Source organism: Marinobacter halodurans (genome assembly GCF_004327985.1).
Taxonomy (GTDB): Bacteria; Pseudomonadota; Gammaproteobacteria; order Pseudomonadales; family Oleiphilaceae; genus Marinobacter_A; species Marinobacter_A halodurans.
In genome coordinates, this window is the sequence record NZ_SJDL01000025.1 from 1 (window position 1) to 23,808 (window position 23,808).

Here is a 23,808-nt window from a genome sequence, read left to right on the forward strand (position 1 = left end):
GTCAACCGTTATTTTTCAGCGCTTTCCGCTACTTCCGAAAACCGCCGAACCGGGCCGGCTGCCCGTTCAAGGTGGCGCGCATTCTACACGGCTTTGCCACCCTGTCAACCGTTGCCCTGAAGAATCCTGAAACTCGAAATCCCAAACCAAAACAATCGGTTGCCTTTCGATTTCGGCCCCGCCTCTGTGGCGTGCCCCTCGAAAGAGATGCGCATTTTACCGACCTCCTCAGAGGTGTCAACGCGTTTTTCCGAAAAACCCAAATTTTCTAGAACTCAACCTTTACAGCAGCTGCCGCTTCCCGCGCCAATGCACGTGCATGCTCCACATCCTCACCCTTCGCCAGAGCAACCCCCATGCGCCGGCGCCCCGCAATTTCAGGCTTGCCAAAAAGACGCAACTGGGTATCGGGGACTTTCAACGCCTCTTCTATATGAGTGAACGTCGGCTGACGAGACTCGCCCGTCGGCAGGATAACGGCGGACGCACTTGGCCCCAGTTGGCGGATCGCCGGTATCGGCAACCCGAGAATAGCCCGGGCATGCAGCGCGAACTCGGAAAGATCCTGGGAAATGAGCGTGACCAGCCCCGTGTCATGAGGGCGCGGCGACACTTCAGAGAAGTAGACGTCGTCGCCCTTAACAAACAGCTCAACACCAAAGATGCCGTATCCGCCCAGGTCCCCGGTTACCTTGTCCGCAATCTCCTGGGCCCGATCCAACGCCTTCCGGCTCATCGGATGCGGCTGCCACGATTCCCGATAATCGCCATCCTCCTGAATATGCCCCACCGGCTCACAGAAGGACACGCCGCCCGCATGCCGCACGGTCAACAGCGTTATCTCGTAATCAAAATCCACGAACCCTTCGACGATCACACGCCCCTGGCCGGCACGACCGCCCTGCTGGGAATAGTCCCAGGCAGCATCAATATCGGAATCACTCCGGACTGTACTCTGCCCTTTACCACTGGAACTCATCACCGGCTTCACCACGCATGGCATGCCGATCTCCGCCACGGCCTTACGGTAGTTCTCCAGCGAATCCGCAAACCGATACGGCGATGTTGGCAGGGACAGGGTTTCGGCGGCAAGGCGGCGAATACCCTCACGGTTCATGGTCAGGTTCACCGCCCGGGCCGTCGGAATAACCCGCACCCCTTCCTCTTCCAACTTAACCAGCTCGGGCGTGGCGATCGCCTCAATTTCCGGCACGACCAGATCCGGCTTCTCCAGCTCAATCACTCGACGCAGCTCGATGGGATCCAGCATGTTGATGACATGGCTGCGATGAGCCACCTGCATCGCGGGCGCATGGGCGTAACGGTCAACAGCAATGACTTCGACGCCGAGACGCTGAAGCTCGATGACGACCTCCTTCCCCAACTCACCGGATCCACAAAAAAGCACCCGGAAAGCCGTCCCCGTCAACGGCGTACCAATGCTGACCATGCCTTTATCCTCTCTTTATACTTTGTACAGAAGCCTTTCAATACCAAGCGCCGAAATCACAGGGCGACCTTTTCTTCCCGTTCCGCCACCAACTTCATAACGGCACGTCGCTCGGCGTCGGTCATCAGGCTCCAACGGGCAATCTCATCAGCGGACCGCTGGCAGCCCACGCAAATGTCGTTTTCATCCAGCGCGCAGATACTGACGCAAGGAGAGCGCACGGGTCCTGAATTATCCATCACCGCTATCAATCCACTGCCTTGAACGAGTCCACGTAGCGCTGGGCGTTCTGAACGTAGTGGGCGGCGCTCAGCTCCAGCATCTTGCGCTGATCCTCGCTTAACTCTCGCTTGACCTTGCCGGGAGAGCCCACGACCAGCGAACCGTCCGGCACTTCCATGCCTTCCGGAACCAGCGTATTGGCACCGATCAGGCAATGCTTGCCGATCCTGGCACCATTGAGTACCACAGCATTAATACCGACCAGCGAGTAATCGCCAATCTCGCAACCATGCAGCATGGCCTTGTGGCCGACCGTGACACCGCGTCCCAACGTCAGCGGAATGCCGGCGTCAGTATGCATCACCGTCCCGTCCTGGACATTGGATTCCGGGCCGATGGTAATCAGGTCATTGTCACCGCGAATCACGACGTTGAACCACACACTGGCCTTGTCCTGAAGAAGAACGTTACCAATGACCGTGGCATTCCGGGCAATAAAGTGCCCGCTACCTTCGAGTTTCGGGCGCCACTCGCCCAATGCGTATTTCATAGACACCTCATTCCGGCGCTTCAAGCAAATCGATGCCCGCATCGTACACGGCATTCAGGAAGTCAACCAGCACGACAGCCGACAGCCCCCAGATGTGGTAATCCTCCCACTGGTAACACGGCACGTAGAGTGTGTGCCCCTGAAAACCCAGGGCATCCGTCCGTATACGACGGTCCTCGAGGAAGAAGGATACCGGAACCCGGAAAATCGCATCGATTTCATCCGGACTGGGCGTCAGCGACACGCCATGCGGCACAATACCAACATAAGGGGTGACAAGAATACGATGCCGGGAAACCACTTGGCTCAGCCGCCCAACCAATTGGACCTGCGCAGGCGGCAGACCGATCTCCTCATGGGCTTCCCGAAGGGCCGTGTGCTCCAACGAGTGATCGCTCAGGTCGCGCTTACCACCGGGGAAAGCAACCTGACCACGATGGGTCTTGAGGTGGGCCGCCCGCTGGGTGAGGATCAGCTCGGGATCCGATACCCTGTCCGTGACCGGCACCAGCACGCCCGCTTCCGGATAATCCAGGGCGATCTGCTGCGGCGTATGGCGATCCAGGCGTTCCTTGAAATGATCGAACAACTTATTTTCCTGTTTGGGTTGTGCTCTGGCGACACTTGCCGGCCTTGAAAGAATCTGGCCAACATGGGTCGACGATGACGAAAGCCACAGTATACTGGGATGATACAGAATTGAGGTGGCGAATGAATTACTGCAGTCATTGTGGAAACCCGGTGACCCATCGCATCCCTGAAGGCGACAACCGTCATCGATATGTGTGCGACCATTGCAACAGCATCCACTACGAAAACCCGCGCATCGTGGCAGGGACCGTGCCGGTCTGGAATGGCCAGGTGCTGTTATGCCGTCGCGCTATCGAGCCCCGCCACGGCTACTGGACGCTGCCGGCCGGCTTCATGGAGAACACCGAAACCACTGTCGAAGCCGCCATACGCGAAACCCGGGAAGAAGCCCTGGCGGAAGTCGAGGTGGACGGCCTCTACACGATGCTGCACGTTCCCCATATCGACCAGGTCCACATGTTCTTCCGCGCACGGCTCAAGGACGGCACCTTTGGCGTTGGCGAGGAATCCCTGGACGCACAGCTCTTCCCGCTCGCGGACATTCCCTGGCAAGAGCTGGCTTTCCCGACCATCCGCGAAACGCTCGAACGCTTTGTGCGCGACACCGAGACAGGCGAGTTCCCTCTCCATATCGGCGATATCCGCTACCGTATGGGGAAATAGCCCTTAGAGAACCTCCATCCGGAAAACCTCATACGCCGGTTCCTCATAGGGATGGGCGGATTTGAGTGCCTGGATGGCGTCCCCGATCAGGTCATCCTCACAAACCAGCTCCACCTTGTACTCATCCACCTTTTCAACCTTCCCAGTCTGGCCCAGGAAGGGCTGACTGCCGTCCAGCGGACGAAACTGCCCCTGGCCACGACACTGCCAGGCACAGGAATCGTAGTCACCGATACGCCCCGCCCCCACTTCAAACAGGGCGGTCTTGGTGACGTCCAGATGGGATTCCGGCACGAAGTAGCACAACTTATACATAAGACACTCTCCTTAATTCCTGGCTGGCATCCATCGAATGAAGCTACGAACAAATTCTCGCCCCACGCATCTGACCCGATCAAGCATCGCGGAAGCCGCCCCGGACGAACCGCCAAACCCAGTCCAAAGAATGATCAATTTGATCACTAACCAATCAAAACGAACAAAAAAGCATCCATTCAAATGCTTGCACCACTTACCCACAGAATCTGTGGATAACTCTGGGGAAAGTTTTTGGGAACAGAGCTCCAGGCCCCGTGGTTGCGCCCTTCCCCTCAAATTGGCGACTATTTCGCCTAAGGCATTTTATCCTTTATTTTCAAATAGTTAAAAACATTGACTGGATTGCAGGCAAGGTGACGGAGTTTTATACAGTCGCCAGCGAAGACTATGGAACGGATGTGCATAAACGAGCGAAGTCAAGCCGAAATTTCAGTTATAAATGGCACTGGAAGACATATTTCTGACGAGGTAATTAAAAAATACCGCCAATCATTTGCCCAACCTTAAAAAGCTGTCACCCGTGGGGATAAAACTGTAACGGCACGTAACAAACGCCGTTACCGCCGGAAGCAAACCGAAACGAGACACAGGGGTGTAAAATCCACTGAACACCCGGGATCAACTTGACGGCCTGAGAAGCAAACAGGATGGGAAAGAAAAAGGGTTCGACAGTCATCCGGATGGGAAAACCATCGGTACCGAGGCCACTCCCGGGCAAGAAGGTCCCGGGAGTGGCCTCAGGGCAGGCGTGGCAGTTTACCCGATCACCTTCCGCGCGTTGCGGAACATGCGCAGCCAGGGAGCATCTTCCCCCCAGTTGTCCGGATGCCACGAGTGCTGAACCGTACGGAACACGCGCTCTGGATGCGGCATCATGATGGTCACGCGGCCATCCGCCGAACTCAGCCCGGTAATACCGGCTTGCGAGCCATTCGGGTTGAACGGATAGCGCTCGGTCGCGTGCCCGTCATTACTGATGTAGCGCAGTGAGACGAGCCCTTCGGACTGCAGGGCGGCGGCGGCATCCGTATTGGCAAACTCCACGCGTCCTTCGCCGTGGGCAACGGCGATCGGCAGGCGGGAGCCCTCCATCCCCTGCAGGAACAGCGACGGTGATTTCTGGACTTCCACCATCACCAGGCGCGCCTCGAACTGCTCCGATTCGTTACGCACAAAACGGGGCCAGTGGGTGGTCCCCGGAATCAGCTCATGCAGGTTCGACAGCATCTGGCAACCGTTGCACACGCCCAGGGCCAAGGTGTCGGTCCGGGTAAAGAATCCCGCGAACTGCTCACGGACGCGCTCGTTGAACAGGATGGACTTGGCCCAGCCTTCGCCCGCACCCAGCACGTCCCCGTAAGAGAACCCACCACAGGCCACCAGCGCGCGGAAGCTCTCCAGGGTAATCCGTCCGGACAGCAGGTCACTCATATGCACGTCCACGGCATCGAACCCGGCCCGGTCAAACGCGGCAGCCATCTCCACCTGGCCGTTGACGCCCTGCTCTCTCAGGACGGCCATCTTTGGACGTGCGCCGCTGTTGATATACGGCGCCGCGACATCCTCCTCGGGGTCAAACGTCAACTGGGCGCTCAGACCCGGATCGGCCGGCGACAACAGATTGTCGAACTCCTGCTTGGCGCAATCGGCATTATCTCGCAGGGACTGGATACGATAACTGGTTTCCGACCAGAGACGCTGGTATTCCTCCCGTGAGGTGTCGATCACGGCGTCGTCGCCAAAGGTGAACCGGATCCGGTCACTGTCGTTCAGGGTTCCGACGACGGCCGTGTGCTCGCCCAGCCCGGCACCGGTGAATTGCTGCAGGACAAACGGCGTGTCCTCACGACGCACCTGGATCACCGCACCCAGTTCCTCGTTGAAGAGTTCGCGGGCGAACTGACTCGCTTCCTCGGCCAGTCCGTCCAGCTTGATATCGATACCGGTATGGCCGGCAAAGGCCATCTCCACCAGCGTGGCGAACATGCCGCCGTCGGAGCGGTCATGGTAGGCCAGCAGCTTACCGTCGCCGTTGAGGCCCTGGATCACGGCGAAAAATGCCTTGATGTCCTCAGGATCATCCAGGTCCGGCGCTACGGCGCCCACCTGGTTGTACACCTGCGCCAAAGCCGAGCCACCCAGACGATTCTGGCCGGCCGCGAGGTCGATCAGGATCAGGTCGGTCTCACCGGCATCGGTCCGCAGTTGCGGCGTCAGCGTGTTGCGAACATTGGTCACTGGTGCGAAGCCACTGATGATCAGAGACAGAGGCGCCGTGACACTCTTCTGCTCGCCGTTGTCCTCTTCCCAGACGGTCTTCATGGACATGGAGTCCTTGCCCACCGGGATGGTGACTCCCAGGGCCGGGCACAGCTCCATACCCACGGCACGAACCGTCTCGTACAGGTTTTCATCTTCACCCGGATGACCGGCTGCAGCCATCCAGTTCGCCGACAGACGAATATCGGACAGCTTCGCGATCGACGCCGCCGCCAGGTTGGTGATCACCTCGCCGACGGCCATACGGCCGGAGGCCGGGGCGTCGATCACGGCGACCGGCGTGCGCTCGCCCATGGCCATCGCTTCGCCCACCAGGCTGTCGAAGGAAGACGCCGTGACCGCCACATCGCTGACCGGGACCTGCCAGGGGCCAACCATCTGATCGCGCGCCACCAGCCCGGTGATCGTGCGGTCACCGATGGTGATCAGGAAGCTCTTGCTGCCGACAGACGGCAGGCGCAGGATGCGGCGCGCCGCCTCGTTCACATCAATGTCACGGGAGTTGAAGATCTCCTTGGTGAAGGAAGCGCGCTCGACACTGCGGTGCATCCGCGGCGGCTTGCCGAACAGCACATCCATCGGCAGGTCCACGGGCTTATCGTCGAAATAGGCGTCCGCCACTTCCAGGTGATGTTCTTCGGTCGCTTCGCCAATGACCGCGTAGGGGCAGCGCTCGCGGCGACAGATGGCGTCGAAACGCTCCAGCTCATCAGCCGCCACCGCCAGGACATAACGCTCCTGGGATTCGTTGCACCAGATTTCCAACGGCGACATCCCCGGTTCATCGCTGGGAATATCGCGCAATTCGAAGCGGCCGCCTCGACCGCCGTCTTTCACCAGCTCGGGCATGGCGTTGGACAGACCACCCGCGCCGACATCATGAATGAAGCTGATCGGGTTCTCGTCCCCCAGTTGCCAACAGCGGTCGATGACCTCCTGACAGCGTCGCTCCATTTCCGGATTACCCCGCTGTACCGACGCAAAGTCCAGGTCTTCGTGGCTGCTGCCGGAATCCATGGAAGAGGCCGCACCACCACCCAGCCCAATCAACATCGCCGGCCCGCCAAGAACGATCAGCTTCGCGCCAATCGGAATATCCCCTTTCTCGACGTGATCGGCGCGGATGTTGCCCAGACCACCGGCAATCATGATGGGCTTGTGGTAACCGCGAACTTCATCGCCGGCGGCGCCCGGCGCCCTCTGTTCGAACGTCCGGAAATAGCCGGCCAGGTTGGGCCGACCGAACTCATTGTTGAAAGAGGCCCCACCGATCGGCCCCTCGATCATGATATCCAGCGGCGACGCAATGCGCTCCGGCTTGCCGTACTCCGCCTCCCAGGGCTGAACGTCACCCGGCAGGTTCAGGTTGGAAACGGTGAACCCCGTCAGGCCGGCCTTCGGCTTGGAACCGCGGCCGGTGGCCCCTTCGTCACGGATCTCACCGCCCGCACCGGTCGCCGACCCCGGGTTCGGGGAAATGGCCGTCGGGTGGTTATGGGTTTCCACCTTCATCAGGATGTGGATGTCTTCCTCGTGGTAGCGATACATCCCGGAATCCGCATCCGGGAAGAAACGCCCGGCCCGGGCACCCCGGATGACGGCGGCATTGTCCTTGTATGCCGAGAGCACCCCTTCGCTGTTCATTTCGAAGGTGTTCTTGATCATGGCGAACAGGGATTTGTCCTGCGCCTCGCCGTCGATGTCCCAGGACGCGTTGAAAATCTTGTGACGGCAATGCTCGGAGTTGGCCTGGGCGAACATCATCAGCTCCACATCGGCCGGATCCCGCTCCAGCCGCGTGAACGAATCCACCAGGTAATCGATCTCGTCATCGGCCAGCGCCAGTCCCAGCTCCAGGTTGGCTTCGACCAGTGCCGGACGACCGCCGCTGAGCACCGGAATACGATCCGGCGTGCGGGGCTCTTCGCGATGGAACAGCAGCTCGGCACCGCCCATTTCGTGGAATACCCGCTGGGTCATGCGGTCGTGCAGCAGTGCTGCAATCACCTCGCGCTGCTCCAGCTTCAATTTGCAGCCGGCGTGAATATAGTAGGCCGTGCCCCGCTCAATACGGCGAATCTGGCGCAGACCACAGATACGCGCGATGTCGGTCGCCTTGGTGGACCAGGGTGAAATCGTGCCGGGGCGCGGCACCACGAGGAACAGCACGCCCTCGGCCGCTTGCGGATCGGCGGTCGGCCCGTAGGTCAACAGACGATCGAGCACCTGCTGCTCCTCGTCCGCCAGCGCCTCGGGCACATCGACGAAATGCATGAACTCCGCGTAGATTCGGGAGACTTCCGGAACCACAGCCTGAATCTGGGACAGAAGCTTGTCGGAGCGGAAAGACGAAAGTGCGGGGGCACCGCGGAGTTCCAGCATGGCAAAAAACCTGTATCGTGCTGATCTGGGATAAAACAGGAGCCCTCATTCCGGGAGCCCCGTGCGAGACGGCCGCAATGATACTGGAAAGCGACCGCCGGATACAGATTTGCCGACGCCGGAAATCCCGCAATACGGCAATTACCCAGTCCCTCGCCCCGTGCCGGCCGGTCTGACCATGACCGTCGCCCGACCATTACCGCTGGATTAAAATTTACAGGCTTTTGCAGTCTACGACCGACAGTTGATTGACCCGCTTCCGGCTTTTGGGGATTATCGAATTAATGCTGAACAACAATTGGGTCTCTGCGCCCCGCCAATTTTACATTGTCAGGGACTGTCCAACAGGCACGGACCCCTTTCACGCCAACAGATCCAGGGAACGGGATCGCAACTGTCGCACGTCTCCGGGCAGTCATCCTTGCAGATCAGCGCTGGCTGACCTGCGGACGATCAGGAATGCGCCCGTCGCAGATTCGCAGTAAGGAGAGCAGGGACTTGTCAGTGGTTTCCATCCTGAGAAACAAACGCCGTCCTGTGGGCATGGCCCTGGTACTGGGTCTCGCCGGTGCCCTGACGGCCTGTTCGCGCCCGTCGACTCTCGACGAGCTGCGCCAGGAAGGCGTGCTGCACGTCATCGCCCGCCCCTCTCCTTCGGTGTACTACGATGGCCGCGACGGCCCGACCGGCTATGAGTATGAACTGGCCAAAGAGTTTGCGGACGAGTTGGGCGTGGAACTGCGCGTTCGTGAAGCCGAAGGCAACGGACAGATCCTGTCGGTACTTGAAAAAGGCTATACCCACATCGGCCTGGCCGGACTGGCCAGCACGCTCCCGAGCACCCAGGAGTTCAAGGCGGTGCCGATCAACCTGAGCGTGCAGTCGACCCTGATCTACAACCGGGATGCAGATTCAGCGAGCGACGTCGAGGACATTGGCGGCCGCACCATCCATGCCGTTGCCAACAGCAACCACCTGGCGCCGCTGCGGGCACTGGCCAGGGAACATCCCGACATCCACTGGGAACTGCACACCGATCTGGATACCGCAGGCATCCTGGAGCGGGTCGAGTCCGGTGAATTCCAGGTCGCGGTGGTCGATTCGACCGAGTTGGCCCTCAACCAGGTCTTTTTCCCCAACGTCAAGAAGGGCTTCGACCTGAACCAGCCGCAGCCCATTGCCTGGCTGTTCCCATCCCAGCAGGACGATACGCTGGTCACAGCCGCCCGCAAGTTCCTCAACAAGATGAAAGCGGACGGCCGTCTCGCCCAGCTACGGGAGCGTTTCTACGGTCACCTGGACCGGCTCAACTACGTCGGCGCCCGTACCTTCGTCTATCACGTCCGTCACCGGTTGCCCAACTACGAGCTGGCGTTCCAGGCCGCTGCCGAGAAATACCACATGGACTGGCGCCTGCTGGCTGCGATCGGCTACCAGGAATCGCACTGGCGCCCCAATGCCGTGTCGCCGACCGGTGTCCGCGGGATGATGATGCTGACGCGGAACACGGCCCAGTACGTCGGGATCGACAATCGCCTGGATCCGGACGAGAGCATCGACGGCGGCGCCCGCTACTTCCAGATGGTCCATGACCAGATTCCTGCCGATATCCCCGAGCCGGACCGGTCCTGGTTCGCGCTGGCGTCGTACAACGTCGGATTCGGCCACCTGGAAGACGCCCGTCGACTCGCCGAAGGCGCCGGCAAGGATCCCGACCGCTGGATTGACGTCAAGGAATTCCTGCCGCTGCTGGCGCAGAAAAAGTGGTATTCGAAAACCCGCTATGGGTATGCCCGGGGCCACGAGCCGGTGATCTACGTGCAGAATATCCGGCGCTACTACGATGTACTGGCGTGGATGAAAGACCCCATGAGCCCGGGTGAACAGCTGGCACAGAGCCCCGAGCTCCCCGAACTGGACGCCGCGGCGCCGTCGACCGACGTCCTGCCCGACGGGTCCGAGCGTATTCCCACAGACCTGTCCATCGCGCCGCCAACCCTGTAACTCAGTCCGCAGCATCCTCACGGGCGTCCAGAGCCCGCTCCGCCTGCTCGCCGGTATAGCCGCGCTGGGCAAGGAAGCGGGCCTGGCGCACCTTGTCCGACCACTCCAGCGCAGACGCCGACAGACCGAACCGACGGCGCCTCGCCTCGATGGCCCGCTCCGCCCATTGCTGATCGGTCGTGGCCTGGAGGCAATCCGGTCGCTGGAAGACCCCGCGCTGCTGCAATTCACTTTCGATGCGCAACGGCCCGTACCCCAGATCCATCCGCTGACGGGCATAGACATCGGCAAAACGGGCATCGTCCAGCCAACCTTCCTGTTCGTAGTCGTCCAGCACCGGGTCGATGACATCCGGCGCCAGCTTGCGCTGCATCAGCTTCAGCCGCAGCTCCTGGCGACTGTGCTCGCGTCGGGCCAACAACTTCAGAGCCACGGAACGGGCCTTGTACTCCGGGTCCTGATGTTCGGATTTGCTGTTTTTCGGGGCCATGGATTGTCTTCGGATCCAGCGTGTTCCAAACCACCACACAGCCCTGTGCAGCGGGTCTCCAAAACGATTAGACTAACCCACCATGCAAGCGGGCGTCGACGTCGCCCGATGCTCTGCCGGCGGCCCGGAGGGTCTTTGCCCCCTTCCCTGGCTGCCTGATTCTGGCCGGCATTCCGGATCCGGCCAGCAACTTGCCTTACCGTGTGGGGATTTTGTTATGGCGGCATTTATCAAGAAGTTGTTCAAGAACCGCAAATCCGACAACGCCCAACCGCAAACCGATATCGGCGCGCTGAATCCGGACAAACCGGACGATCTCAACGCCCTGGTCGAGCTGGCCCGCTCGGCGGAGACCAACAGCCAGCGGGGTGTCGCCATCGACCGCATCCCCCACATCAAGCATCTGATCCCGCTGTACGGCGACGCCTCGGCTACCGTGCGTAACCGTCTGGCCGGGCGGATCAGTGCACTGGCCAGCCAGCATCCGGAACAGGTCGAGCAGGCACTCAGCGCATTGACGGATCCCCAGCAACAGACACTGGTGCGCCAGCTTTGCGAGAGCACAGACCTGGATGCCGAACAGGTCTCCGCGGACACGGATCCTCAAAAGCTCGTGACCCTGGCAATCGAGGGCAAGACCGCCGCTGTTCGCCTCGCCGCGGCCGAGCGGATCGAGGGTGAAGAGAATTTGATGGCGGTTCAGCGGGCCGCCAAAGGTCGCGATAAAGGCGTTTTCCAACTGACCAGGAAACGCCTGCAGCAACTGCGCCAGGAAAAGGAACGGGAAAAGGCCGTCCAGAAAGCCATCAATGACCTGATCCATCAGGCCGAAGAGCACGCCAAGACGGATAACCTGCAACTCTACGCGGCCCGCGTGGAGAGCCTGCAGTCCCAGTGGAAGAACCTGTCCTCGGCCGCCTCCAACGAGCAGCACACCGCTTTCCTGACGGCGCTGGAGGTCTGCAACCGCCGGGTCCGCGACGTCGAGGAAGCCTCCGCTCTGGAAGCCGAGTCCCACCAGAAACAGGAAGAGCGCAAGGCGACATTGGATCTGCTGCGTGACACGCTGGACAGCCTGCGCAATGCCATGCCGGAGCGTGGCCCATCCCTGTCGTCACTCGACGCCTTGCAAAAAACCCAGGAAAACCGCTGGATGGAAGCCACCCGCGACAGCGACGTGGCCAAGGCGGAGCAGAAGGACTACCAGGCCCTGATGCTGGAACTGCGCCACTACATCGGCTCGGTCCAGCGCCTGCAACAGCAGCAGGACACCCTGAAATCACTGGTCGACTCGGAGTCACCGGACAGCGCCGAGCTGCGTCAGCTGCTGGAAACCATCGACTGGCCTGCCGGCTACGCCCAGCCGCCGGAACTGGAAGCCGCCGCCCGCAAACTCGGCCATGCACGCGAAGTGCGCAAAACCCAGGCCAGCGACCACAAAACCCAGGCCAAGGCGCTGGACGACCTCCTCGAGAAGCTGGAGCAGGCGCTGGAGCAGGATCAGTACACCGAGTCCCGCCACCTGCACAAACAGGCCCAGCACGCTTTCAATGCACTCGACCACAAGCACGCCAGCCCACGCCAGGCCCGCCTGACCCTGCTGGGTCGCCAATTGCAGGACCTGCAGGACTGGCGGGGCTTTGCCACCCGCCCCAAGCAGGAAGAACTGTGCGAAGCCATGGAATACCTGGCGACCCAGCACATGGAGCCGGAAGCCAAGGCAACGCACATCAAGGAACTGCAACAGGAGTGGCGGGACCTGGGCGGGTCGTCAGACCAGTCCCTGTGGCAGCGCTTCAAGAAGGCGTCGGATATTGCGTATGAACCCTGCCAGGAGTATTTCGCCGCCAAATCCGAGCTGAAGCACGTCAATATCGACAAACGTCAGGCGATCTGCGACCAGTTGGCCGATTTCGTCGAAAACGCCGACTGGCAGAATGCCGACTGGAAAGCCGTGGAACGGATTCACCGGGTCGCCCGCCAGGAATGGCGCGAGGCCTGGCCCGTGGATTTCAAGGCGAACCGGCCCCTGCAGAAACGGTTTGACCAGTTGCTGAAGCAGGTGGAAGCGCCGCTGAACGAAGAGCGACAGAAGAACGAAGCCCGCAAGCAGGCGATCGTTGAACGCGCCCAGGCACTGGTCGACCATGAGCCCCTGAGCGATGCCATGGAGCAGGCCAAGGCCCTGCAGAAGGAATGGCAAGGCATCGGCATCACCCGCCACAAGGAAGACCGCAAGCTCTGGCAGGATTTCCGCGCCGCCTGCGATGCCATTTTCGCCCGTCGCGATGCCAAGCGGGCAGAACAGGCCGCCGAAGACACGGCGGCCCTCGGTACGCTCAAGCAGGCCATTGCCAGCAGCCGCGAACAGCGCGAAGCGGCGGCGGGAGATCTCGCCGCACTGCGGCAGGCACAACGGGCGCTTCGCGACGCACCCACGCCACGCCGTATTCCGGCGGCCGTGTCCGACGAGCTTGCCACGGAAAAGGCGGCCCTGAATCAGGCGATCCAGCAGGTAGAGCGCAGCCAGCAGGTGGCGGACTGGGACGCCCGCCTGACGGCCGGACACGCCCCTCAGGATCATGACAATGAGCTGCCGGAGCCGCTGCCGTCACCCCGGGAAATCGCCATTCGCCTGGAAATCGCCACGGGGATGCCGTCACCGGCCGAGGATCAGGACCTGCGCATGAAGCAGCAGGTGGAGCGCCTGGCCGCCGGTCTGGCCGGCGGCACCGAAAGCAAGGGGTCAACGGAGGACGAAATCAACCGGCTGATCGACTGCTGGTGTGCCCAGTCAATCAATCCGGGCGAAGCCGAAAACCTGATGCCCCGCCTGCGCGGCGCCCTCGAGCACTGGCGGGGATGAATCGCCCGTACCCGGGTGCCGCCCGATCGATCGGGCGGCACCTCATTCCCTCTGGTGCTTGAGCACGAAATTCCTCGATTCCGACACCGCCGCCCGTACCCGCTCCCGCATCTCCTGCATTTCCGGGTCGGCGAGATAGAACCGCATGTCGATGGAATGCCGGTAATAGCGCGTCGGCAGCCGGTTCAACGCCACACACATCACATCCGCCAGGAAATCCTCGTCCTCATCCGGTTTGCGCGTTTCCTCGATGGCCTCTGCCACCAGACCTTCATAAAAGTTATCGATCATATCGAGCAGGGACATAAGAACTACACCTTGTTCGGATTCCAGTGGGTCTGACTGTAGATTAGATGGCTGCCCGCGGATTGCCACCTGAGCACTTTCGCCAATTCAAATGGCATCGCCGGTCATTACCTCTGCGGAAACCGGCCGCTAAGGTGGCTGTCTATCCTGAAAAACGGTGCTATCCGATCGTCCGGCCCGACACCACTGACGAACCACGACTCCGCCCCAGAGCGCAGAGGAACAATAATGACCACAGAAGCCTATATCTTCGATGCGGTACGTACACCGCGAGGCCGCGGCAAGAAAGACGGCTCGCTGCACAGCGTCAAACCCATCACCCTGCTGACGACCATCCTCAAAGCCCTTCAGGCACGCAATGATCTGGACACCCGCCAGGTGGACGACATCGTCATGGGATGCGTCACCGCGGTGGGCGACCAGGGCGCGGACATCGCCAAGACCGCCGCCCTCGCCGCGCAGTGGGATGAAGTCGTTGCCGGCGTCACGCTCAACCGCTTCTGCGCCTCCGGCCTGGAAGCCGTCAACCTCGCGGCCATGAAAGTCCGCTCCGGATGGGAGGATCTGGTCGTGGCAGGCGGTGTGGAAGCCATGTCCCGGGTCCCCATGGGCTCAGACGGCGGCGCCTGGGCCAGCGACCCGGAAACCAACCTGAATACCGGTTTCATGCCCCAGGGGATCGGCGCCGACCTGATTGCCACCATCGAAGGCTTCAGTCGGGAAGACGTGGATCGGTTTGCCGTGAATTCCCAGAAAAAGGCGGCCGCCGCCTGGGAAAATGGCCACTTCAGGAACTCCATCGTCCCGGTCACCGACCAGAACGGCGTGCTGATCCTGGACCGTGACGAGCACGTCCGCGCCGGCACCACGCTGGAATCCCTGAGCCAACTCAAACCCTCGTTCCAGATGATGGGCGAGATGGGCTTTGACGGTGTGGCCCGGGAGAAATACCACGACGTGGAGCGCATCAACCACGTGCACCACGCCGGTAACTCCTCCGGCATCGTCGATGGCGCCACCGCCCTGCTGATCGGCAGCGAAGCCAAGGGTCGTGAGCTGGGCCTGAAACCCCGCGCCCGCATCCTATCCACGGCCGTCACCGGCACCGATCCCACCATCATGCTGACCGGCCCCGCGCCGGCAACCCGCAAGGCCCTCGCCAAGGCGGGACTGACCGCGGACCAGATCGACCTGTTCGAAGTGAACGAGGCGTTTGCATCCGTCGTCATGCGCTTCCAGCGGGAGCTGGACGTGCCCGACGAGAAGGTCAACGTCAACGGCGGTGCGATCGCCATGGGCCACCCGCTGGGCGCCACCGGCGCCATGATCCTCGGCACCCTGCTGGACGAGCTGGAGCGTCGGGAACAGTGCTACGGCCTCGCCACCCTGTGTGTGGGCGGCGGCATGGGCATCGCCACCGTTATTGAACGCTGCTGAGCCGGGACAGAGAAGGACCCAATAATGAATGCAATCCGTTACGACATCGACGACCAGAACACCCTCACCCTGACCATCGACATGCCCGGCCAGTCCGCCAACACCATGAATGCGGCTTTCCGGGAAGCGATGACCGAGACCATCAGCCGCGTCGAGCAGGATCTGGAGACCATCAAGGGCATCATCCTGACCTCCGGCAAGACCACCTTCTTCGCCGGCGGCGACCTGAACGAACTGTTTAAAGTGACCAGGGAACAGGCCGGCGAGTTCGAAGCCATGATCAACGACCTCAAGCGCCAGATGCGGGCGCTGGAGACCTGCGGCAAGCCGGTGGTCGCCGCCATCAACGGCAGCGCCCTGGGCGGCGGGCTCGAGCTGTGCCTGGCCTGCCATCACCGGGTCGTGCTGGACGATGACCGCATCCAGCTCGGCCTGCCGGAAGTCACCCTGGGCCTGCTGCCCGGTGGCGGTGGTACACAGCGCCTGCCCCGCATGCTGGGGCTGGAAGCCTCCTTCCCCTATCTGATGGAAGGCCGGAAATCGAACCCAAAAGCGGCCCTCAAGGCGGGTATCGTCGATGCCCTGGCCACCGATAACGATGACCTGATCGCCCAGGCCCGCGCCTTTATCGGGGCCAATCCGGGCTGCCAGCAGCCGTGGGACAGGAAGGGGTTCAAGATCCCGGGTGGTGCGCCGCAGCATCCGGCCATGGCCCAGAAGCTGGCGATCGCCCCGGCCATGCTGAAGCAGAAGACCAAGGGCTGCTATCCGGCGCCGGAAGCCATCCTGTCCGCCGCCGTGGAAGGCGCCCAGGTGGATTTCGACAACGGCCAGCTCATCGAAACCCGCTACTTTGCGCAACTGGTCTGCGGCCAGGTCGCCAAGAACATGACCGGCACCTTCTGGTTCCAGCTCAATGCCATCAAGGCCGGCGAAAGCCGCCCGCAGGGTATCGAGAAAGCCCGCTTCCAGAAGGTCGGCATCCTGGGTGCCGGAATGATGGGAGCCGGCATCGCCTACTCAACAGCCACCCGCGGGCTGGACGTGGTGCTCAAGGATGTTTCCGTCGAGAACGCCGAGAAAGGCAAGGCGTATTCGCAGAAGCTGCTGGACAGGAAGGTCAGCCGGGGCCGTACGACCGCCGAAGAGCGGGACGCGGTTCTGGCCCGTATCCAGGCCACCGATACCGCCGCCGACCTGGCGGGCTGCGACCTGATCATCGAGGCCGTATTCGAGGACAGCGACCTGAAAGCCAAAGTCACCCGGGAAGCCGAGCAGCAACTGGCAGACGGCGGCATTTTCGCCTCCAATACCTCGACGATTCCCATTACCCAGTTGGCCAAGGCCTCCAGCGATCCCGATAAATTCATCGGCCTGCATTTCTTCTCGCCGGTGGACAAGATGCAACTGGTGGAAATCATCGTCGGCGAAAAGACGTCCGATGACACTCTCGCCCGGGCCTTCGACTACGTGCAGCAGATCGGCAAGATTCCCATCGTGGTCAATGACAGCCGCGGCTTTTTCACCTCACGGGTATTCGGCACGTTCGTCAACGAAGGTGTGGCCATGGTGAAGGAAGGCATCCACCCCGCCAGTATCGAGAATGCGGGCGTGCTCTCCGGCATGCCGGTCGGCCCGCTGGCCATTTGCGACGAGGTCAGCCTCACCCTGATCCAGCATGTGCGCAATCAGAGCCGCAAGGATATGGAGGCCGCCGGCAAGAGCTGGACGCCCCATCCGGCCGAAGCGGTCATTGATGCCATGGTCAACGAGCATGATCGCAAGGGAAAAGCCGCCGGCGCCGGCTTCTACGACTACCCTGCATCCGGCAGGAAACACCTCTGGCCCGGCCTGGCCGAACACTACACCGACCAGGCCAAGGCGTCGGAGGTCGACCTGCAAACGCTGAAGGACCGGCTGCTGTTCATCCAGGCCATCGAAACCGTGCGCTGCCTTGAAGAGAATGTCCTGCGCACCGTGGAAGATGCCAATGTCGGCAGTATTTTCGGCATCGGTTTCGCGCCCTGGTCCGGAGGTGCCATCCAGTTCATCAACCAGTACGGTGTGCGCAGGTTCGCAGAACGGGCAAGAGAGCTGGCCGACGTCTTCGGCGAGCGCTTTACCCCGCCCCGGCTGCTGCTGGAGAAAGCGGAAGGCGATACCCCGTTCGAATAACCCGGGGATCGCACGGGTTCCGGCGGCCTACGCCGGAACCCGATCTGCGCGTCCGCCAACGATACGGGTGCCGCACGGACGGTTGCCCTAACAAATTCCTCCGGACTTGTCCTCAATATGGACAGATTGTCATGACCTCGTAGCACATGGCCGGTAGCAACGGCCCTGCCGCTTGCCTACAATGAGCTGAGGATCCTCTAAATATTCCGGAACGCAATCAATTTTCGGGAGTCATAGTGGAGGCTCCGGCGTCTGCCGGTTATCCGGGGACATTGAGTCCTCACGAAACCCGGCCAGCCTGGAAGCCTGACGGTAGGTTCCGTTCGGCTTACAATCTTCACCTGCAAAGACAGTAATGACATGCCATCAACGATCCGCAAGCTGAGACTACCCCGCCTCCGTTCTTCCGCAGTCGCCCTGGCCTTCGGCCTGGCGATAACCTCCATGGCCGGTTTCGCCGCCCAGGACAAGGACGGTGCCCAGACATTCCAGCCCGTTTCGCCGACCATTGATCAGGCCCGCGCCAACATCCTGATCGCCCGGCAATTGCAGTTCACGCATTTCCTGGATCAGCGGATCGACTCTGACCTGTCCAAGCGGGTTTTCGACGCCTATCTGGACCACCTGGACGGTCAGCATGTCTATTTCCTGCAGAGCGACATCGACCGGTTCTCGCCCTGGCGCACCAAGCTCGATTCGGCCCTGAAGACCGGGCAGCTCGAACCGGCTTTCCAGATCTACAACCTGTTTGAAAAACGCGTCATCGAGCGTCTGGATTACGCACTGAAGCTGATCGACGACGGCGTCGACCAGTTCGATTTCAGCAAGGACGAAGAACTCAAGCTGGATCGCTCCAACAATCCCTGGGCCAAGAGCGAGGACGAGCTGGACGCCATCTGGAAGCGTCGCATCAAGAACGCCGTGCTCGCCCAGCGCCTGAATGGCAAGAGCGACAAGGAAATCACAACGTCCCTGAAGCGCCGCTACGAGAGCCAGCGCTCCCGCACCCTGCAGGTGCGCAGCGAGGATGCGTTCCAAACCTACATGAATGCCTTTACCAGCCTGTGGGATCCGCATACCTCCTACTTTTCACCGCGCACCTCCGAGAACTTCAACATCAATATGAGTCTCTCGCTGGAAGGCATCGGCGCGGTGCTGCAGTCCGACAACGAATACACCAAGGTCGTTCGCCTGGTGCCGGGTGGCCCGGCCTCCAAGCAGGGCCAACTGAAGCCGGCCGACCGCATCGTGGGTGTTGCCCAGGGTAAGGACGGCGAAATGAAGAACGTCGTGGGCTGGCGCCTGGATGAAGTCGTCGACCTGATTCGCGGCCCGCGTTCCTCCGTCGTGCGCCTGGAAGTCATCCCGGCCAGCGCCTCGGATGAAACCATCACCCGCACCATCGACATCACCCGTGACAAGGTGAAGCTGGAAGAGCAGTCCGCCAAGAGCGACATGATCGACCTGAAGCGGGACGGCAAAAACTACAAGGTTGGTGTGATCGATATTCCCACCTTCTATGCCGATTTCCAGGCCATGCAGGCCGGCGATCCAAACTACAAGAGCACCACCCGCGATGTCCGCAAGCTGATCGACAAGCTCAAGGAGCAGGGCATGCAGGGTCTGGTGATTGACCTGCGCAACAACGGTGGGGGCGCCCTCCAGGAAGCCAACGACCTGATCGGCCTGTTCATCGATGAAGGCCCGACGGTCCAGATCCGCAGCGCGGACAACGACGTCAGCGTGCTGACCGACGACGACCCGTCCGTGGCCTACTCCGGCCCTCTGGTGGTCCTGGTCAACCGTATGAGCGCCTCGGCTTCCGAGATCTTCGCCGGTGCCATCCAGGATTACGGCCGCGGCCTGATCGTGGGCTCCCAGACCTTCGGCAAAGGTACCGTGCAGGCGGTTCGCCCGCTCAACCATGGCCAGTTGAAGATCACCCAGTCCAAGTTCTACCGGGTTTCCGGCGGTTCCACCCAGCACAAGGGCGTGATCCCGGACATCAACATCCCCACCCGGATCAACAAGGAAGAGATCGGCGAGGACGCGCTGGACAACGCCCTGCCCTGGGACCAGATCGAAGCGGTGCCCCATGCCCGCTATTTCGATTTCAGCAGCGTGATCGGCAAGCTGCGCGAGCGCCACGAAGCCCGGTTTGCCAAGAACCCGGAATTCCAACTGCTTGAAGAGGAGATCAACCTGCTCAAGAGCCAGCGTAATCGCGAATACGTCAGTCTCAACTACAAAGAGCGTGAAACCTACCAGGACGACCTTGAATCCCGCCAGTTGAAGATCGCCAACGCGCGCCGCCAGCTCAAGGGCAAGGAGCCGTTCAAGAACTGGGAAGCACTGGAAAACTACGAAGAAGAGGAAGCGGCCAAGCCGGAAGATCAGGATGATGACGATTTCATCGTCCGCGAGGGTGGCTACATCATGTCCGACATGATCGAACTGGACTCCCGGATGGCCTCCATCGACCCACCGGAGCGCATCACCGCCCAAGCGGACGAGCATCTGTAAGAGAACGATACGAAGGGCCGGGCAAGGAACGCTGGATGAGTAACGAGAGCGACCGCAAACGCGCCCTGGCCCTGGAAAGCCTGCTCATGGACACGCTGCATGCCATACAGTCCATGCAGCAGGCTGAAAAACTCGGCATCCCGCCCCTCACCGGCCAGCAAATGGCCGGGGGCAAGGAACGGAAACCCGCCGCCGAAGACGAGGATTCCCTGGTCGACCGGCTGGCCGACTTCACCGGCTCCGCCTTCCGTTTTGCCCTGAGAACCACCGACACGTCCATCAAGGCCGGGCGCGCCCTGCTCAACTCGCAGGATAAACTGCGCATGATGCTTGCCGCCGGCGATTCCCTGAAAGATATCCGGGAAGTGGCCGGCCTCACCCTCAGTGAGATGAGCGAGGCCCTGGACCTGCGGGACAAAAGCTTGCTGGAAGCCATCGAGAACGGCACCGCCACCCTCTCCTTCGAGCTGATCCTGCGTCTGGCCGCGCTGGTGGCCCGCAACGACCCGATTCCCTTCATCCTCCGTTTTACCCGCAACTACAATCCGGAGGCCTGGCAGATCCTCACTGACTGGGGCGTCGGCAAATTGCCGCTGCAGTTCGAACGGGAACGGGAGTTTCTCAACATTTTCCGGGGGCACGACGAGGCTCGCGAGCTATCCGACGAGGGCTTCCGCAAGGTGCTGGATTTCACCCGCCAGAGCTTTGAGATGTCGCTGCATTTCGTCGCCGAACAGGAGGCGGAAGTGGCCCGGGTTCGCGCCGAGGTGGAGCATCCAGCCAACGAATCCAGGGCAGACAGCCCCCAACCCTCACCTCCGCGCAGGAAAGCCCGGCCCCGGCGCAACTCTCACTGATTTCCCGTGGAGTGTGTCCTGTGATCAATATCAGGGTCGGGAAGGGAGAAACGGCCATCCGTGAATCCGGCGCGCCGCCAGTCATTGACGCCGGCCGACAGCGTAGTCAACCCTGCGGGAACCGGCGTTTGAGGAAGGAAAGCAGAAGCGGCATAAGCAGGATCAGGACCGTCAGCCGCAGCAGGTGGTGCGAGGTCACAAACGCTGGTTCGATGCCCAGTGACAACGCCACCAGACTGAGTTCAGGCGCTCCGCCCGGCATATAGGCGAGCAGTGCCGCAGCCGGCGAGTAACCGGTGACGGCATGACCCAGCCAGGCAGCGGCCACGGCAATCAGCATCAGCAGTAAGGCCTGTATCACGGAGATCAGCAAACCCACTCCCAGTGACGCCAGGGGGGTGCCCACAAACCGGACCCCGACCGATACCCCGATGACGATCTGTGCGAAGGCCACCACCACCGGCGGAATCGTGGCTTCGCAAATACCGGTCACATGCAGCAGGCCGGAAACCAGCACCGGCCCGAACAGCAATGGGTTGGGCAATCGCTGCAAGCGCCCCAACCAGGCACCGGCAATACCGGCGCCCACCAGCATCAGGGCATCGCCCCAGGCGGGCATGGCCAGCCACTGTGACAGCGTCACGTTGCGCGCCTGCAGATTCACATGACCGATCAGCTGCAACACCGGTGGAATGGCCAGGAGCAGGACCAATACACGGACCGCGTGGGCCAGCCCCACGGCCCGCAGGTCCGCTTCGGAGTCCGCCGCCATCAGCGTCACGGCAGACAAGCCGCCGGGCATGCCGGCGTAGATCGCGGTATCCAGCGAGTTGCCCGCAATCCGGCGGCTCATCCACACCGAAACCACCATCATCACCGCCGTGCTGACCAGCATGATCGCCAGGCTCGCACCCCAGCGGCCGATATCGCCGGCCATATCCGGTGTGAACGCCGCACCCAGCATCACGCCGATGACGGCGAGCACGGCCTTGCGGGACGCGGTCGGGGACGGCAGTCGCACACCGGCCAGGCTGAGTGCGGTGGTGACGATCAACGCTCCCAGCAGCCACGGCAGCGGCATCCGGACCGCATAGGCCAGGCCGCTGCCACACGCGCCAATCAACAATGTGGGCAGCAGTCTGCCACCGTCAGCCACCCGGGCCTTGAGGATATGAATCAACGCTCGTCAGGCCCGGGCCGGGGATTTGCCGGGCAATAGCCTGGGCAGCAACCAGGGCAGGACCAGCAGCAGAACCGCCGCAATCCACAGGCCGATGGAAATACCGGACTGCCAGAGGATACCCATATCACCGCCGCTGATCGACAGCGCCCGCCGCAGGTTGTCTTCCATCAGGCCACCCAGGACGTAGCCCAGGATCACCGGCGCCAGCGAGAAGCCCAGCTTGCGCAACAGGTACCCGAAGATGCCGATAACCAGCATCAGGTAGATGGCCATCAGATCCGAGTGCAGTTGATAGACCCCCACGAAGGCCAGAATCGCGATGGCTGGCACCAGCACCCAGCGCGGGATGGTCAGCACTTTCGCAAAGAACCCGGCCAGCGGCAGGTTGAGTGCCAGCAGCATGATGTTGCCGATATACAGCGACGCAATCAGGCCACCCGCCACTTCGGGACGCTCCGAGAAGAGCATCGGGCCGGGGGTGATGTTATAGAGCATCAGCGCACCCAGCAGGACAGCCGTGGTGCCGGATCCCGGGATGCCCAGCGTCAGCATCGGCACGAACGAGCCCGCCGCCGAGGCGTTGTTGCCGGCCTCCGGTGCCGCCAGACCGCGCATGTCGCCGGTACCGAAGGTGTTTTCCTTATCGGACAGGCGCTTCTCGGTCGTGTAGCTGACGGCCCCCGCCACGGACGCGCCGGTTCCCGGCAATACGCCGACGATGAAACCGATCACGCCGCTTCGCAGCATGGCCCACTTGCAGTACAGCACCTCTTTCAGGCTCACCATCACCCGGCCCACCGGCGGCATGGCATCGCCGGCATCCTGTCGGTTGGCGTGCTCCAGCATCAGCAGGATCTCGCTGATAGCAAACAGGCCGATGATCATCACCACGAAATCGATGCCATCATAGAGCTCCGCCAGGCCAAAGGTGTAACGCATCACCCCGGTGCCGGAATCCACGCCGATCATGGCGATCATCACGCCGAGTACCGCACCAATACCGGTCTTGACCGGATCCTTGCCCATCATCACGGCCATCGACGAGAACGCGAACACCATCAGCGCAAAGAACTCGGCCGGACCGAACATGACCGCCACCCGGGCCAGCAACGGTGCAAACAGCGTAAGCCCGATGATGGCGATGGTCGCGCCGACAAACGAACTGACCGCCGACAGCCCCAGGGCCGGACCGGCGAGCCCTTTCTTCGCCAGCGGATGGCCATCCAGGGTGGACATCACCGCACCGGCATCACCGGGTACGTTGAGCAGGATACTGGACATACGCCCGCCGTATTCGGCACCGGTGTAGACACCCGCCAGCAGTATCAGCGCGGACTCCGCCGGGAGGCCCAGGGTGTAAGCCAGGGGCATCAGGATCGCGATGCCGTTGATCGGGCCAATGCCCGGCAAGGCGCCAAATAGGGTGCCCAGCAACGCACCGAGGAAAGCCAGTCCCAGGTTCAGGGGGGTCAGCGCAACATCAAAACCATGAATCAGAAAATCGAACATGC

18 protein-coding genes are annotated in these 23,808 nt (G+C 61.6%); 8 read left to right on the forward strand and 10 right to left on the reverse strand.

The annotated features are described in order from the left end of the window. Positions 1-272 (forward strand): hypothetical protein (locus tag EZI54_RS24835; protein ID WP_207389231.1); only part of this gene is annotated, 272 nt, incomplete at its 5' end. On the opposite strand, the gene purT is transcribed toward EZI54_RS24835, so the two are convergent. Genes purT through EZI54_RS15055 form a run of 4 tightly spaced genes read right to left on the reverse strand, consistent with a single transcriptional unit; the run spans position 269 to position 2,811 of the window. After that, entirely contained in the window at positions 269-1,450 is a 1,182-nt protein-coding gene (gene purT, locus EZI54_RS15040; RefSeq protein WP_131482708.1) for a formate-dependent phosphoribosylglycinamide formyltransferase, read from the reverse strand. The two genes, EZI54_RS24835 and purT, sit on opposite strands and share 4 nt — an antisense overlap. Before the next feature lie 56 nt (positions 1,451-1,506). Continuing rightward, a complete protein-coding gene (locus tag EZI54_RS15045) occupies positions 1,507-1,689 on the reverse strand; it encodes a DUF1289 domain-containing protein (protein WP_131482709.1) in 183 nt (60 codons plus the stop codon). 8 nt (positions 1,690-1,697) lie between these two features. Then, complete coding sequence (locus EZI54_RS15050; protein WP_131482710.1) at positions 1,698-2,222, reverse strand: gamma carbonic anhydrase family protein; 525 nt, start codon at positions 2,220-2,222, stop codon at positions 1,698-1,700. A 7-nt stretch (positions 2,223-2,229) separates the two neighbouring features. Next, positions 2,230-2,811 (reverse strand): CoA pyrophosphatase, encoded by a 582-nt coding sequence (locus EZI54_RS15055; RefSeq protein ID WP_131482711.1) that lies wholly within the window; start codon positions 2,809-2,811, stop codon positions 2,230-2,232. A gap of 122 nt (positions 2,812-2,933) precedes the next feature. Here EZI54_RS15055 and EZI54_RS15060 point away from each other — a divergent pair, with 122 nt between their 5' ends. Next, entirely contained in the window at positions 2,934-3,476 is a 543-nt protein-coding gene (locus EZI54_RS15060) for an NUDIX hydrolase (protein WP_131482712.1), read from the forward strand. 3 nt (positions 3,477-3,479) lie between these two features. Here EZI54_RS15060 and EZI54_RS15065 read toward each other — a convergent pair whose 3' ends face one another. After that, positions 3,480-3,791 (reverse strand): YqfO family protein, encoded by a 312-nt coding sequence (locus tag EZI54_RS15065; RefSeq protein ID WP_131482713.1) that lies wholly within the window; start codon positions 3,789-3,791, stop codon positions 3,480-3,482. A 759-nt stretch (positions 3,792-4,550) separates the two neighbouring features. Further along, on the reverse strand, positions 4,551-8,456 hold the full coding sequence (purL, locus tag EZI54_RS15070; RefSeq protein ID WP_131482714.1) for a phosphoribosylformylglycinamidine synthase: 3,906 nt from the start codon (positions 8,454-8,456) through the stop codon (positions 4,551-4,553). Between the two features lie 543 nt (positions 8,457-8,999). Between purL and mltF the strand changes: the two genes are divergently transcribed. Beyond that, complete coding sequence (gene mltF, locus EZI54_RS15075; protein ID WP_131482776.1) at positions 9,000-10,460, forward strand: membrane-bound lytic murein transglycosylase MltF; 1,461 nt, start codon at positions 9,000-9,002, stop codon at positions 10,458-10,460. Between the two features lies 1 nt (position 10,461). On the opposite strand, the gene EZI54_RS15080 is transcribed toward mltF, so the two are convergent. Beyond that, on the reverse strand, positions 10,462-10,950 hold the full coding sequence (locus EZI54_RS15080; RefSeq protein WP_131482715.1) for a regulatory protein RecX: 489 nt from the start codon (positions 10,948-10,950) through the stop codon (positions 10,462-10,464). 217 nt (positions 10,951-11,167) lie between these two features. Here EZI54_RS15080 and EZI54_RS15085 point away from each other — a divergent pair, with 217 nt between their 5' ends. Continuing rightward, a complete protein-coding gene (locus EZI54_RS15085; protein ID WP_165495767.1) occupies positions 11,168-13,816 on the forward strand; it encodes a DUF349 domain-containing protein in 2,649 nt (882 codons plus the stop codon). 42 nt (positions 13,817-13,858) lie between these two features. On the opposite strand, the gene EZI54_RS15090 is transcribed toward EZI54_RS15085, so the two are convergent. Further along, on the reverse strand, positions 13,859-14,122 hold the full coding sequence (locus EZI54_RS15090; RefSeq protein ID WP_131482717.1) for a late competence development ComFB family protein: 264 nt from the start codon (positions 14,120-14,122) through the stop codon (positions 13,859-13,861). Positions 14,123-14,350: 228 nt separating this feature from the next. Here EZI54_RS15090 and EZI54_RS15095 point away from each other — a divergent pair, with 228 nt between their 5' ends. From EZI54_RS15095 to EZI54_RS15110, 4 genes are all read left to right on the forward strand, one after another. Continuing rightward, positions 14,351-15,559 (forward strand): acetyl-CoA C-acetyltransferase, encoded by a 1,209-nt coding sequence (locus tag EZI54_RS15095; protein WP_131482718.1) that lies wholly within the window; start codon positions 14,351-14,353, stop codon positions 15,557-15,559. 24 nt (positions 15,560-15,583) lie between these two features. After that, on the forward strand, positions 15,584-17,734 hold the full coding sequence (locus tag EZI54_RS15100) for a 3-hydroxyacyl-CoA dehydrogenase NAD-binding domain-containing protein (protein ID WP_131482719.1): 2,151 nt from the start codon (positions 15,584-15,586) through the stop codon (positions 17,732-17,734). Positions 17,735-18,094: 360 nt separating this feature from the next. Beyond that, a complete protein-coding gene (locus EZI54_RS15105) occupies positions 18,095-20,257 on the forward strand; it encodes a carboxy terminal-processing peptidase (RefSeq protein WP_131482720.1) in 2,163 nt (720 codons plus the stop codon). 35 nt (positions 20,258-20,292) lie between these two features. Further along, positions 20,293-21,114, forward strand: a complete 822-nt coding sequence (locus tag EZI54_RS15110; protein WP_242674483.1) for a helix-turn-helix domain-containing protein — start codon at positions 20,293-20,295, stop codon at positions 21,112-21,114. Positions 21,115-21,220: 106 nt separating this feature from the next. Here EZI54_RS15110 and EZI54_RS15115 read toward each other — a convergent pair whose 3' ends face one another. Next, positions 21,221-22,294, reverse strand: a complete 1,074-nt coding sequence (locus EZI54_RS15115; protein WP_131482721.1) for an AbrB family transcriptional regulator — start codon at positions 22,292-22,294, stop codon at positions 21,221-21,223. A 6-nt stretch (positions 22,295-22,300) separates the two neighbouring features. Next, entirely contained in the window at positions 22,301-23,806 is a 1,506-nt protein-coding gene (locus tag EZI54_RS15120) for a tripartite tricarboxylate transporter permease (protein ID WP_131482722.1), read from the reverse strand. Positions 23,807-23,808: the final 2 nt, after the last annotated feature.